Raw genomic sequence first — 12,406 nt, 5'->3', positions numbered from 1 at the left:
AGAAATGTTGCCGGTACGGCAAACGCCGCGAGGACGGCGTCCGCCGCTTCACGCGTCGGCGCGGTGCTCCTGCGGGCTGAGGCCCCGTACCCGCTTGAAGGCGGCGCTCAGGGCGAACGCGCCGCCGTAGCCGACCTGTCGGGCGACGGACTCGACGGTGGCGTCCGTCCCGCGCAGCAGGTCGGCGGCGAGCGCGAGCCGCCAGCCGGTGAGGTACGCCATCGGGGGCTCCCCGACGAGAGCGGTGAACCGGCGGGCGAGCGCGGCCCGCGACACGCCCGTCTTCGCGGCGAGCGAGGCGACGGTCCAGGGGTGGGCGGGGTCGTTCTGGAGCAGCCGGAGCGCCCGGCCGACCACCGGGTCGCCCATCGCCCGGTACCAGGCGGGGGCTTCGGCGCCGGGGCGGGAGAACCAGGCGCGGACGGCGGAGATGAGCAGCAGGTCCAGGACCCGGTCGAGGACGGCGCTCTGGCCCGGCTCGTCGCGGGAGACCTCCTCGTCGAGGAAGGGCACGAGGGGGCAGTGCCATCCGTCGGCGGGCAGGTGGAGGAGGTCCGGCAGGGCGTCGAGGAGCCGGCGGCCGACCTCGCCGTCCATCCGGTAGGTGCCGACGAGGACGGTGGTGGTGCCGTCGGGGGCGTTGCCCCAGGTGCGGACGCCGAGCCGCATGCTCCGGTCGAGCGGCTCCCCGGCGAGGGTGGTGCACTCGCCCCCGGGGCCGACCAGGGCGCGGGGCGGGGCATCGGGGGCGTCGGCGACGGTGTACGGCTCCGGGCCCCGGACGACGGCGATGTCCCCGGGGCGCAGCAGGACGGGCGCGCCGGTCCCGGGGACGACCCAGGCCTCGCCGTCGGTGACGCACATCAGACAGAGCGGGGCGCCGTCCTCGACGCGCACGGACCACGGCGGCTCCATGATCATGCGGAGCAGGAAGGCGCCCTTGGCGCGGGGCCCGTCGAGGAGTCCGGCGAGTGCGTCCATGCTCCGAAAGCCTAGGCCGTGTCCGGCGGGTCGGGCCCCGCCCGGGCGCGTGAGACGCACGCGTAGGGACGTGAGACTGCGCAGCATGGGCCCGGGGGCCGCCGGGCGGGAGCCTTGGGGCATGACGACGCAGACGAAGAACACGCAGACGGTTCTGGTGACGAGCGCCTCCGGCAAGACCGGGCGGCGCGTGGCCGAGCGGCTCGCGGCGCGCGGGGTGACGGTCCGCGCCGGGTCCCGCACCGGCACGACCCGCTTCGACTGGGAGGACCGGGCGACCTGGGGCCCGGCGCTGCGGGGCGCGGACGCCGCGTACGTGGCCTACTACCCCGATCTGGCCGCTCCCGGCGCGGTCGGGGCGATGGAGGCCTTCGGCCGGCTGGCCGCGGAGAACGGGGTGCGGCGGATCACGCTGCTCTCGGGGCGCGGGGAGCCCGCGGCCCTGGCGGCGGAGGAGGCCCTCCGCACGGCGGCCGCCGGGTCCGGGGACGGGCCGGGTGCCGAACTCACCGTCGTACGGGCCTCGTTCTTCGCGCAGAACTTCTCCGAGGGGCTGCTCGCGGAAGGGGTCGCGGAGGGCGCGGTCGTCTTCCCGGCCGGGGACACGGCCGAGCCGTTCGTCGACGCGGACGACCTGGCGGACGTCGTCGTGGAGACCCTGACGGCGGACAACCACGCGGGCCTGGTGCACGAGGTGACCGGACCGCGCCCGCTGGGCTTCGCGGAGGTGGCGGCGGAGATCGCGCGCGCCTCGGGCCGCCCGGTGGTCTACGAGCCGGTGTCGGAGGCCGCGTACGCCGGACTCCTCACCGGCTTCGGGCTCCCGGCCGGCGAGGCGGCCTGGCTCTCGGCCCTGTTCGCGACGCTCCTCGACGGCCACAACTCCTCGGCCACGGACGGTGTGAAGCGGGTCCTGGGCCGCGAGCCGCGCTCCTTCGCCGCCTTCGCGGCGGAGGCGTGGGGCGGGGAGGCCCGAGGAGAGGGAGGGGACGGGCGTCAGCCCCGGCTGACGAAGGAGACCAGCCGGTAGCGGGGGTCGGGGCGGCGGCGGTCCTGGTCCGGCAGGGCGGTCAGGGCGGCGGCGAGCGCGTCGACGACGGCCGGGTCTCCGTGGAACCAGGAGGCGAAGTATCCCGCGCGCAGCTTCCGTACGGTGTCGCGCGGAGTGTCGCCCTGGCCGTGCCCGGTGAAGCGGGCGCCGGCGGCGGGGACGAGGCCGTGGGCGGCGGCGGCCCGGGCGATCGGCCCGGAGCCGTCGGAGGCCGCCCCGGCCCGGCGGTGGGGGCGCAGGACCGCGTCGATGTCGCTGCCGACGTCGTGGGCCGCGTCCTTGTCGACGGTGGCGATCAGGACCCCGCCGGGCCGCAGGACGCGGGCGGCCTCCGCGACGACGTCCGCCGCGAAGGGGACGAGGTGGAGCAGCCAGACCGCGCAGACCGCGTCGAGGGAGGCGTCGGGCAGCGGAAGGCGCCGGGCGTCGGCGCGCACGGCCCGTCCCGGCACCCGCCCGGCGGCGACCCGCAGCATCGCGTGCGCGGCGTCGGCCCCGTACACGCGCAGACCGGGGCGGACGAGCCGCTCGGTGACGAGGCCGGTGCCGCAGGCCAGGTCGAGCAGGGTGCGGGCGCCGGGCGGCACGAGCCGCAGGACGGCCGCGGCCGCCGCCTCGGCCCGGGGCACGCCGCCCCGGGTCCGGTCGTAGTGCGCTGCCTCGGCCTCGTAGTCGAGCACGGTCTCCGCCATGACGGCGATCCTACGGAGCCCGCCGGACCGGCGGCGGGTCAGCGGGCGCCGTGGCCGGGGGCGATCCGCTCGACGCGCTCGGCGAGTTCGAAGTCCTTCCCGGTGAGGGCGCCGCCCGCGGAGTGGGTGTGCACGGAGAGGGCGACGGAGTCGTAGCCGAGGGTCAGGTCGGAGTGGTGGTTCAGCTCCTGCTGGATCTGGGCCACGTGGACGACGAGGGCGGTCGCCGCGAAGTGGTCGCCGAGCCGGTAGGCCCGGGTGAGGCGGTCGTCCTCGACGGACCAGCCGGGGAGTTCCCTCAGGCGGTCCTCGATCTCCTTCTGGGACAGCGGTTCCGTGGGCACGGCGGTGCTCCCTCCGGTCGGGTGGCGCGGGTGACGGGCGGTGACGGTTCTCGGGGGTTCCCGGGAAAGGTACCCGGGCTCCCCCTCTGGGATACCGTCTGGCCATGACGACTGTCGTGAGCGACACGGGAGTGGGGCCGCTGCTGCGCGGCTGGCGGGAGCGGCGCCGGTTGAGCCAGTTGGAGCTGGCGCTGCGCGCGGGCTCCTCGGCGCGGCACGTCTCGTTCGTGGAGACGGGCCGCTCCCGGCCGAGCGAGGAGATGGTCCTGCGGCTCGCCGAGCACCTGGAGGTGCCGGTGCGGGAGCGGAACGCGCTGCTGCTCGCCGCGGGTTACGCCCCCCGGTACGCGGAGACGCCGCTCGACGCCCCGCGCCTGGAGGCGCTCCGGGAGGGCGTCGAGCGGCTGCTGCGGGGGTACGAGCCGTATCCGGCGCTCGTGGTGGACGGCTCGTACACGGTGGTGGCGGCGAACCGGGGCGTCGGGCTGCTGCTCGACGGGCTGCCCGAGCACCTGCTGGCCCCGCCGCTGAACACGATGCGGATCGCCCTGCACCCGGAGGGCCTGGCGCCCCGGATCCGCAACCTGCGGGAGTGGCGGGGCCATCTGCTGTCCCAGATGGAGCGTCAGATCGCCCTGGCCCGCTCGGATTCGCTGCGGGAGCTGTACGAGGAGGTGGCGGCGTACCCGCCGCCTCCCGGCGCGGGGAGCGGACCGGAGGAGCCGGAGACGGAGCCGTATCCGTACTTCGCGCTGCCGCTGCGGATCGAGCACGGCGGGCGGGTGCTGTCGTTCGTGTCGTCGATCTCGACGTTCAACACCCCGATGGACGTGACGGTCGCCGAGCTGGCCATCGAGACGCTGATCCCGGCCGACCCGGAGACGGCCGCGTACCTGCGGTCGCTCGCGGAGGACGGGGAGGGCGGGGAGGCGGCGTAGGGCCTGTCCGACCCCGATCCGCCGGACCGGCCCTAGCGGCCGAGGGCCCGCAGGGCGGTCCACTGGAGCGCGGCGAACCCGGCGACGGTGACCGCCTGGATCGGTGTCCACACCAGGCCGGCGGTGGTCGGCTCCAGCCAGGCGACCAGGGCGACGGCGCTCAGGACGGCCCACAGGAGGTTGGCGTCGACGACGAGCTTCACGGCGGGCGCCGGGGGCTGCGGGCGGCTCGCCAGCCAGGCGACCCCGGCCGCGAACGCGCTCAGGAACAGGCCGAGTCCGAGCAACAGGCCCGCGTCGATCCCGAGGAGTTCGCCGAGGGGGCGGGAGGCGGTGGCGTAGGCGATGCCGTTGGCCCCGGTGACGACGGCGTCGAGGGCGAGGAAGCGGCGCAGCGCCGTGTGGGGGCGGGCGGTACGGGCGAGGCCGGTGGGCAGGGCCTGGGACATGGCGGATCACCTTCCGGGGACGTGCGTACGGGACGTTCGTGCTGGTGGTGGTCCCGGAGCCCGGACGGAGTGCGCCGCCCGGGTTCCGGTGCTCATGAGCATGCCGGGCCGCGGGCGGGGGGTCGATGACGTGGGAGGTAATGCCGGGGCGTTCGGTGGGAGGCGGGGCCGGTTGCGGGGCCGGGCCGGACGCGGGTCCGGCGGGCCGGTCGGGGCCGGCGCTCCGGTCGGTCGAGGGCGTCGGACCGCCCTCGCGCCTCCGGACACCGGTCCGCACGCCGGATCCCGCCGTGACCCGCGTCGAGCCGTTCCCGGGTGTCAGCGGACGGATTCGCTCCGGGACGTGGGCGGTTCCTGGGCCCGGGCGGGGGCGGGTTCCGGGGCCGGGGCGCCGGGTTCGGGCGCGGCGCGGTCGGCGCGCCGGGCCCGGGAGGCCTCGGCCCGCATCAGGGCGTGGAGGACGGCGAACGGATCGACGGGCATGGCGAAGCTCCTCGCGGTGCGAAGGGTGGGTGAGGGGGGCTGCGGTGAGGGCGGGGCCCCTCAGCAGCGCATCACCACGCACCGGAGCGCGTCCTCGCGCGGGGCGGGTACGGGGGCGGGGAGCGGGTCCCGGCGGCGCCCCCGGCGTTCGGGGTTCCGGCGCCGGGGCCCGGTGGGGCGCGGGCCGGTGCGGTGCCGTCTCGTACGGGCGGGAAGGGCGGTGCCGGCGGCCTGGTCGTGGGTCTCGCCGCCCGGGTCGGAGGCCGGGGCGGCGGCGGGCAGCGGGGCGGCGCCGGAGAGCGGGGCCGTGGCCCCGGTGCCGAACAGCGCGGCGAGGACGAGGAGGAGGACGACCCAGCGGTGGCGGCCCGGGCGCGTCCGGCGGCCCGCCGGGGCGGCGGGCGCTGCGGTCGGCTCGGGCGCGGGGCTCACGGAGATCCGTACTGCCCCGCGCGGGTCCCGGCGCGGCGCCCGGGGCCCGAGATCCGCCCGGCCGGCCTACGCCCGGCCCCCGGGATTCACCACCCCGGCGGTCACCCCCGGATCAGCGCTTCTCGTCCCGCACGGGGGGTCCGTGGACCGGCCTGCCGACGGGCTCGTCCACGGGTTCGTCCGCGGGCCCGCCGGCGGAACCGCGGGGCGAGCCGTCGCCCCGGCCGCGCCCCGTCTCCCCGGCCGGGCGGCCGGCCCGAGCGCCGGCCGAGGCGTCGACCGGCCCACCGCCCGGAAGGCTCGGCTCCACCCGCCCCGGAGCCGCCGGGACTCCCGTGACCCCCGCCTCCCCCACCGGCACCTGCGGACCCGAGGACTCCCGCAGCCAGCGGCGCAGGACCCGGTGGACCTGCTCCGCGCCGACCAGTTCCTCCCCCTCCCCCACCGGCGGCGAGAGCTCCGGCGGCGAGAGCAGGAAGGGCTCCGACTGCTCGCCGCCGAGGCCGCCGTGCGAGCCGATCTGCTCCTCGAAGGCGTGCACGGCGCCGGTCTCCGGGTCGTACATGGAGTTGACCATGATGTCCGCGACGTGCGGGAAGCCGTCCGTGCGCCGCACGGCCCGTGCCGCGCCCCTCCCGAACGCGGCCAGCGGCCCGTCGTCGGTCAGCTCGGCGACCGGGACCTCGGTCCCGTCGCCGGCCAGGACCACCGAGCCGTGCTCGGCGCTCGCCACGAGGACGAAGCCGACGCCGGGGTGGTGGGCGAGGGTGCGGAGCAGGGCCGGGTGGCGCCGGTCGATCTCCTCCCGGGTCATCCGGTGCGGCACGTCGGGGAAGGAGACGAGGCCGAGGTTGCCGGAGGCGAGGACGACCGGTTCGGAGGGCTTGGCGGGCAGCTCGCGCGCCGTCTCGTCGCCCTCGTCGAGCGGCCGGTGCAGCGCGCTGCGCAGCGCGTCCCTGGCCGCGTCCCGCGCCTCCGAACCGCTGCGGGTGCGCCGTACCCGGCGCGGCACGGGCAGCCCGCACCCGGCCCTCACCAGGTCCTTGAGCGTCAGCCCGTACACCGCCTCGAAGGTCTCGCCGGGGCTCTGCCCGTGGTCGGAGAGGAGCACGATCCGGTACGGGCGCGGGGCGTGCTCGGCGACGTCCGCGATCAGCGCGATCGAGCGGTCGAGGCGGCGCAGGACCTGGTCGGTGTCCCGGCCGTGCGGGCCGGAGTGGTGGGCCACCTCGTCGTACGCCACGAGGTCGGCGTAGACGGCGGTCCGGCCCGCCAGCATGTCCCCCATCACGGCCGAGACCACCACGTCCCGCTCCAGGACCGTCGCGAAGGCGCGGACGAGGGGGTACGTGCCGCCGCGCGAGATCCTCGGGGTCTCGCGGCGCAGCCGCGCCCGCGCCGACTGGCCCACCTCGCGGACGCACTCGGTGACGAACGACCCGGCGGTGCGGACCGCGTTGGCCGGGTCGGAGAAGTACGCGAAGTAGCCGGCCCGGGAGCGGTTGCGCCGGCCGCGCCGGGCGGCCACCGACAGGACCAGGGCGACCTGTTCGGCGCCGCCGCTGAAGAGGTTGCCCCGGGAGGCCCCGTCGTAGGTGAGGAGCCCGCCGTCGCCGGTGCGGCGCACCGCCCGCCGCTGGAGTTCGACGGCACTGGCCGGGCGGTTGGACACCATGACCCGGCCGGTGCCCTTCTCGTACCAGCGGAAGGCGGGCACGTCCTCGTTGGAGCCGTGCAGGATGCCGAGCTGGCTGGCGCCGGTCTGGCTGGACCAGTCGGTGCGCCAGGGGACGAGCCGGTGGCCGGCCTCCAGCCAGGAGGCGACGGTCGGCATGAGCCCGTCGGCGACGGCGTCGCGCAGCACGCGGTGGCCGACGCCGTCGAGCTGGAGGAAGAGGGTGCCGGGGACGGCGTCCGCCGGGTCGCCGGGGGCGCGGGGCCGGGTGCGGCCGGTGAGCCGGTAGAGGCGGCGCCGGTAGGCGTCGTCGTCGTGGACGGCGAGGCCCGTGGAGGTGGCGGAGGCGACGGCGGACATGACGGCCGCGACCACGACGGCGGTCTCGGGGTCGGCGGCGCCGCGTCCGTCGGGGGTGACCCAGAGCGCGACGAGCAGCAGCGAGCCGTTGAGGAAGAAGCCGAACAGGCCGAGGACGAGGGCCGGGACGAGCAGCAGCGCCCGTACGAGGAGGGGCCACACGAGCGCGCCGAGCAGGCCGAAGGCGCCGGCCGCCCAGGCGGCGGTGATCGCGGTGCGGGTGAGGCTGTCCCCGTCGGGGGACTGGAGCTGGAAGTCGGGGAGCAGGCCCGCGAGGAGGAGCAGGGTGAGCGTGGAGACCGCCCACACCACGATCACGCGCCCGAGCGCGCCTCCCGCGGACCGCCAGCCCCGCGCGGACCACCGGCCCTTCGCGGGCCGCCGATCCGCCGCCGGCCGCCCGCCTTCCGCGGGCCGTCGTCCCTCCGCGGACCGCCGACGGCCGGTGCCGCCCCCTCGTCCGTCACCCACGCCCGCCTCGCCTTTCGTCCGCCTCGCCTTTCAGCCGTTTCCTGCCCCAAGCGTGTCACAACGCCCACGGCGGGACCGGGGAAAGGCCGGCGCGGCCCGGCGGAGGCGGGGCGGGACGAGGGACCGTCGTACCCGGCGGGCTCAGGAGCCGTCGTACCCGGCGGTGGGCATCGAGAGGCGCCGGTGCACCCCGGCCTTGGCCGCCGCGTCGTACACCGGTTCGTCGGGACAGACCGTCTCCAGGCGCACCCCGCGCCGCTCGCACTCGGCGCGGAAGCCGGTCACGGAGGTCAGCGCGCGGGCGAGGACCCGTTCGCTGGCCGCGACGAAGAGGTCGACCGCGCCGTCCTCCACGTCCGCCCACAGCGCCTCGTGGTCGGGCCGGATGCCGTAGAACAGCAGCTGGCGGGCGATCACGTACCCCTGGTCCTCGGCCCAGCGCGCGCACACCGCGTGCTGGCCGCGCGTGTCGACGAGGAAGGGTTCGCTGTCGAGCTCTTCGAGCGGGGTGAGGCTGGCGATCGCCGCCACCCGAACGTCGTCCATGGAGGGACCCTACTGCGGGAAGGCGCGACCGAACATCCTCCGGGGCGCGCTCCGGACATCTACCCTCGTTACGGGGGTACGGAAGGGCTCGAAGGCACGGAACGGACGGAAGGCGGCACGCCGTGGAGGTCACCTGGTGGGGTCACGCGACCTGCACGGTCGAGGACTCCGGGGTCCGCTTCCTCACCGATCCGCTGTTCGCGCGGCGGCTCGCCCATCTGCGGCGCCGCCGCGGCGCCCCGCCGCCGCCCGAGGCCGCGTCCGCCGAGGCCGTCCTCGTCTCGCACCTGCACTCCGACCACCTGCACCTGCCGTCGCTCGCGCGGCTCGCGCCCGGGACGCGGCTCGTGGTGCCGCGCGGGGCCCCCGCCGCCGTGCCGGGGCTGCGCAGGCTGGAGCGGGCCGGGCTGCGCCTCACCGAGGTGGCGGCGGGCGACGCGGTGACGGTGGAGGGCGTGACGGTACGGGCCGTCCCGGCGCTCCACGACGGGCGGCGGCTGCCCGTGGGGCCGCACCGGGCCCCGGCGCTCGGCTATGTCGTCGAGGGCGAGGCGCGGACGTACTTCGCCGGGGACACCGGCCTCTTCGACGGCATGGCGGAGGCGGTGGGCCCGGTGGACGTGGCGCTGCTCCCGGTCGGCGGCTGGGGGCCGTACCTGGGGCCGGGCCACCTGGACGCGGGCCGGGCCGCCGAGGTGCTCGCGGAGCTGTCCCCGGCGGCGGCGGTGCCGGTGCACTACGGCACGTACTGGCCGATCGGGCTCGACGGGGTCCGGCCGCACGAGTTCCACTCCCCCGGCGACGAGTTCGTCCGGCACGCGGCGCGCCTGGCGCCGAAGGTGGCGGTGCACCTGCTGGGGCACGGCGAGCGGGTGCGGCCGGAGGTCGCCCGGTGATCGACGGGGTCGCCCGGTTCGTCACGGTCGTGGGCGAGCTGCCGCCGGAGTCCACGCAGCAGGCGGCCGGCTACCCCTCGCTGTTCCTGCTCGTGGCGCTCGGCGCGCTGGTGCCGGTGGTGCCGACGGGCGCGATCGTCAGCTCGGCGGCGGTGGTGGCGTTCCACCAGACCTCGCCGCTGTCGCTGCTCTTCGTCTTCCTGGTGTCGGCGTCCGCCGCGTGCCTCGGGGACGCGGCGCTGTACTGGCTGGGGCGGCGCGGGGTGCACTCCGACAAGGGCTCGCGGTGGCTGGCCGCGCTGGAGAGGCGGGTCACGCCGGAGCACCTCGCGCACGCGCGGGAGCGGCTCGACGCGCACCAGGTGTCGGTGCTCGTCCTGTCCCGGCTCGTGCCGGCGGGCCGGATCCCGGTGATGCTGGCGTGCCTGCTCGCGGAGATGCCGCTGCGCCGCTTCGTCCGGGGGGACGTGGCGGCCTGTCTGGCGTGGGCGGCGACGTACCAGCTGATCGGGATCCTGGGCGGTTCGCTCTTCCCGGAGCCGTGGCAGGGGGTCGTGGCGGCGGTGGGTCTGACGGTGCTCGTCAGCGCGGTCCCGGCGCTGTGGCGGCGGGTGCGGGGGACGCGCTCCGGGGCGCCGGGCGGCGCGGGCCCGGGGGCCGGACCGGGCTCCGGCGCGGGGGTTCCCGAAGGTCCGGGCGGGTCACGGCACGAGCACCCCTGAGCCGCCGATCGGCAGGTCCCACAGGTCCTCGCGGGCCAGGCCGGCCTCCTCCCAGGCGGCCCTGACCCGGGTGAGGGGTTCGAGGACGGGCTCGGAGGAGAGGACGAAGGTGGCCCAGTGCATGGGCGCCATCCGCCGGGCCCCCAGGTCCCGGTGGGCCCGGACCGCCTCCTCGGGGTCGGTGTGGACGTCGCGGAGCCACCAGCGCGGCTCGTAGGCGCCGATCGGGAGGAGCGCCAGGTCGATGCCGGGGTGGCGGCGGCCGATCTCCTCGAACCAGTGGCCGTAGCCGGTGTCCCCGGCGAAGTACACCCGGTGTCCGGACCGGTCGGTGAGGACCCAGCCGCCCCACAGGGAGCGGCAGGTGTCGGTGAGGGTGCGCTTGGACCAGTGGTGGGCGGGGACGAAGTCGAAGCGGACGCCGTCGAGTTCGGCCGCCTCCCACCAGTCGAGCTCGGTCACCCGGCTGAACCGGCGGCGGGTGAACCAGCGGCCGAGGCCGGCCGGGACGAAGACCGGGGTGTCCCGGGGCAGCCGCCGCAGGGTGGGGGCGTCGAGGTGGTCGAAGTGGTTGTGGCTGATGACGACGGCGTCGACGGGCGGCAGGTCCTCCCAGCGGACCCCGACGGGGGTGATCCGGGCGGGGGTGCCGAGGATGCGGCGGGACCAGACCGGGTCGGTGAGGACGGTGAGGCCGCCGATCCGCACCACCCAGCTGGCGTGCCCGGCCCAGGTGACGGCGAGGGTGCCGGGTCCGGCGGGCGGGAGCGGGCCGGGCTCGAAGGGGAGCAGCGGGATGTCGCGGAGGCCCTCGGGGCGGGGGCGCACGGCTCCTTCGCGGGCGAAGCGGGCCATGGACCGGACGCCGGGGAGGGGCGTGGTGAGCCGGTCGACGAAGGTGCGGGGCCAGTCGTGCCGCAGCCGGCCGAGGGGCTGGAGGGGACCTGCGGGGGCTGCGGCACGGTCGGTCTCGTACGGGACGACTGCCGTCCGTTCGGTCATCTGCGGGCTCCGTTCCGCTCGGCGCTTCATGGCGGGCTCGTGGGGCGTCGGCGGGCGGCCGGGGTCACCGGAGTTCCTCCAGTGCCGCGCCGAAGTCCGCGAGGGCCCGGGCCACCCGGGGAAGTCCCGGGGGGTCCTCGGCCCCGAGGGCCTCGGTCCGCTCCTCCCCCGTGGTCCCGAGGAACATGCGCGTGCCGAAGCGGACCCGCAGGGCGCCGAGTTCGTCGCCGAAGCGGTGTCCGCCGGCCGCCGGGGCGCCGAGCCGTTCGGTGAGCAGGCCCTCCAGTTCCAGGGAGTCGGTGACGCCCCGGGCGGCGAGGCCGGCCCGCAGCGGTCCGAGGTCGGCGTAGAGGTGGCGGCCGGCCTGCGGGGGCAGGGAGAGGGCGCCGGCGGCGAGGACGGCGCGGTGGGCGGCCCGGGCGAGGTTCCCGTGGACGGCGGTCGCGCGCCGGGCCGGCGCGGTGACGTCCTCGGGTTCGTCGAGGGCGTGGGCGAGGGCGGGGGCGAGCGGGCCGGGGACGACGGAGCCGAGGGCGGTGAGGACGTCGAGGACGCGGGCCCGGGGGTCGGTCCAGCGGTCGGCGCGGGACGGGTCGGTGGGCGGGAAGCGGGCGACGGCACAGGGCCAGGCGGCGGGGGTGAGCGCGCCGCCGAGGTCGCTGAGGACGGTGACGTCGTCGGGGCACATCTCGGCGGGGCTGACGAGCACGGTGTCGTGCGGGTCGTGGCGGGTGTCGCGCCAGGTCTCGTCGCTGACGACGTGGAGGCCCTCGGCGACGGCGGCCTCGCAGGCCTCGCGGACGAGTTCGGGCGGGGCGACGGTGCCGGTGGGGTCGTCGGCGACGGAGAGCAGCAGGACGCGGGGGTGGCCGCCCTCGGCGCGGATCCGCCGGACGGTCTCCAGGAGGGCGTACGGGTCGGGGACGCCGCCGCACTCGGCGGGGGTGGGCACGTGGTACGCGGGGCGGCCGAGGAGCCGGGCCTGTGGGGTCCACCAGGCGGGACAGGGCCGGGGCAGCAGGAGGTCGCCGCCGTGGGCGGCTATGAGGGCCAGGAGCAGGGCGGGGGCGCCGGGGGCGGCGACCACGTCCTCGGGGTGGGTGCGCAGGCCCCGGCGCCACCAGTGGCCGGCGGCGGCCTCGCGCAGGACGGGTCCGCCGCCGGGCGGCTCGGGGTCGGTGCGTCCGGCGGCGGCGGAGAGGAGGCCGGCGAGCACGGGCGGGACGGGCAGGCCGGTGTCGGGGGCGGGGGGACCGTAGCGCACCGGGCCGCGCCCTTCCGGAGCCTTCTGCGGCATGTCCCGTACCTCCTGAGCGCACGGGGGCGCCGGGCACGGCACCCTCGTGCCCTTTATACGGAATTTC

14 protein-coding genes are annotated in these 12,406 nt (G+C 77.3%); 4 read left to right on the top strand and 10 right to left on the bottom strand.

Features of this window, described 5'->3' with window-relative positions:
- Window positions 1-48 precede the first annotated feature (48 nt).
- Complete coding sequence (locus ACWGSR_RS09960; protein ID WP_453565169.1) at window positions 49-981, bottom strand: cupin domain-containing protein; 933 nt, start codon at window positions 979-981, stop codon at window positions 49-51.
- 121 nt (window positions 982-1,102) lie between these two features.
- Here ACWGSR_RS09960 and ACWGSR_RS09955 point away from each other — a divergent pair, with 121 nt between their 5' ends.
- Window positions 1,103-2,011: an NmrA family transcriptional regulator gene (locus tag ACWGSR_RS09955; protein ID WP_453565167.1), complete on the top strand. Its 909-nt coding sequence runs from the start codon at window positions 1,103-1,105 to the stop codon at window positions 2,009-2,011.
- Here the strand turns inward: ACWGSR_RS09955 and ACWGSR_RS09950 are convergent.
- Together ACWGSR_RS09950 and ACWGSR_RS09945 are read right to left on the bottom strand one after the other, a co-directional pair.
- Complete coding sequence (locus ACWGSR_RS09950; protein WP_453565164.1) at window positions 1,978-2,724, bottom strand: class I SAM-dependent methyltransferase; 747 nt, start codon at window positions 2,722-2,724, stop codon at window positions 1,978-1,980. The genes ACWGSR_RS09955 and ACWGSR_RS09950 overlap by 34 nt on opposite strands.
- Window positions 2,725-2,762: 38 nt before the next feature.
- Window positions 2,763-3,068 carry a 4a-hydroxytetrahydrobiopterin dehydratase gene (locus ACWGSR_RS09945; RefSeq protein ID WP_366373966.1) on the bottom strand — a complete coding sequence of 102 codons (306 nt, stop codon included), beginning with the start codon at window positions 3,066-3,068 and terminating at the stop codon, window positions 2,763-2,765.
- Window positions 3,069-3,172: 104 nt separating this feature from the next.
- On the opposite strand from ACWGSR_RS09945, the gene ACWGSR_RS09940 reads away from it, so the two are divergent.
- On the top strand, window positions 3,173-4,006 hold the full coding sequence (locus ACWGSR_RS09940; RefSeq protein ID WP_453565162.1) for a helix-turn-helix domain-containing protein: 834 nt from the start codon (window positions 3,173-3,175) through the stop codon (window positions 4,004-4,006).
- Window positions 4,007-4,038: 32 nt separating this feature from the next.
- Here ACWGSR_RS09940 and ACWGSR_RS09935 read toward each other — a convergent pair whose 3' ends face one another.
- From ACWGSR_RS09935 to ACWGSR_RS09915, 5 genes are all read right to left on the bottom strand, one after another.
- Entirely contained in the window at window positions 4,039-4,455 is a 417-nt protein-coding gene (locus ACWGSR_RS09935) for a hypothetical protein (protein WP_453565160.1), read from the bottom strand.
- A gap of 318 nt (window positions 4,456-4,773) precedes the next feature.
- Window positions 4,774-4,938, bottom strand: coding sequence for a hypothetical protein (locus ACWGSR_RS09930; protein WP_453565157.1), 165 nt, complete (start codon window positions 4,936-4,938; stop codon window positions 4,774-4,776).
- 60 nt (window positions 4,939-4,998) lie between these two features.
- Window positions 4,999-5,370: a hypothetical protein gene (locus ACWGSR_RS09925; RefSeq protein ID WP_453565155.1), complete on the bottom strand. Its 372-nt coding sequence runs from the start codon at window positions 5,368-5,370 to the stop codon at window positions 4,999-5,001.
- A 112-nt stretch (window positions 5,371-5,482) separates the two neighbouring features.
- Window positions 5,483-7,723, bottom strand: a complete 2,241-nt coding sequence (locus tag ACWGSR_RS09920) for a phage holin family protein (protein WP_453565152.1) — start codon at window positions 7,721-7,723, stop codon at window positions 5,483-5,485.
- Window positions 7,724-8,017: 294 nt separating this feature from the next.
- The gene (locus ACWGSR_RS09915) at window positions 8,018-8,422 is read right to left on the bottom strand and encodes a recombinase family protein (protein WP_376230697.1); all 405 of its coding nucleotides are present in this window, start codon (window positions 8,420-8,422) and stop codon (window positions 8,018-8,020) included.
- A gap of 122 nt (window positions 8,423-8,544) precedes the next feature.
- Between ACWGSR_RS09915 and ACWGSR_RS09910 the strand changes: the two genes are divergently transcribed.
- Entirely contained in the window at window positions 8,545-9,318 is a 774-nt protein-coding gene (locus tag ACWGSR_RS09910; protein ID WP_453565149.1) for an MBL fold metallo-hydrolase, read from the top strand.
- On the top strand, window positions 9,315-10,040 hold the full coding sequence (locus tag ACWGSR_RS09905; protein ID WP_376230695.1) for a DedA family protein: 726 nt from the start codon (window positions 9,315-9,317) through the stop codon (window positions 10,038-10,040). Before ACWGSR_RS09910 ends, ACWGSR_RS09905 begins: the two co-directional genes overlap by 4 nt.
- Here ACWGSR_RS09905 and ACWGSR_RS09900 read toward each other — a convergent pair.
- The gene (locus ACWGSR_RS09900) at window positions 10,020-11,042 is read right to left on the bottom strand and encodes an MBL fold metallo-hydrolase (RefSeq protein ID WP_376230694.1); all 1,023 of its coding nucleotides are present in this window, start codon (window positions 11,040-11,042) and stop codon (window positions 10,020-10,022) included. The two genes, ACWGSR_RS09905 and ACWGSR_RS09900, sit on opposite strands and share 21 nt — an antisense overlap.
- A 64-nt stretch (window positions 11,043-11,106) precedes the next feature.
- The gene (locus ACWGSR_RS09895; RefSeq protein WP_376230693.1) at window positions 11,107-12,339 is read right to left on the bottom strand and encodes an aminotransferase class I/II-fold pyridoxal phosphate-dependent enzyme; all 1,233 of its coding nucleotides are present in this window, start codon (window positions 12,337-12,339) and stop codon (window positions 11,107-11,109) included.
- Window positions 12,340-12,406: the final 67 nt, after the last annotated feature.

The organism is Streptomyces sp. NPDC055632, assembly GCF_053618675.1.
The sequence above is the reverse complement of the archived record's forward strand: the minus strand, read 5'-3'. Positions and strand labels throughout refer to the sequence as shown.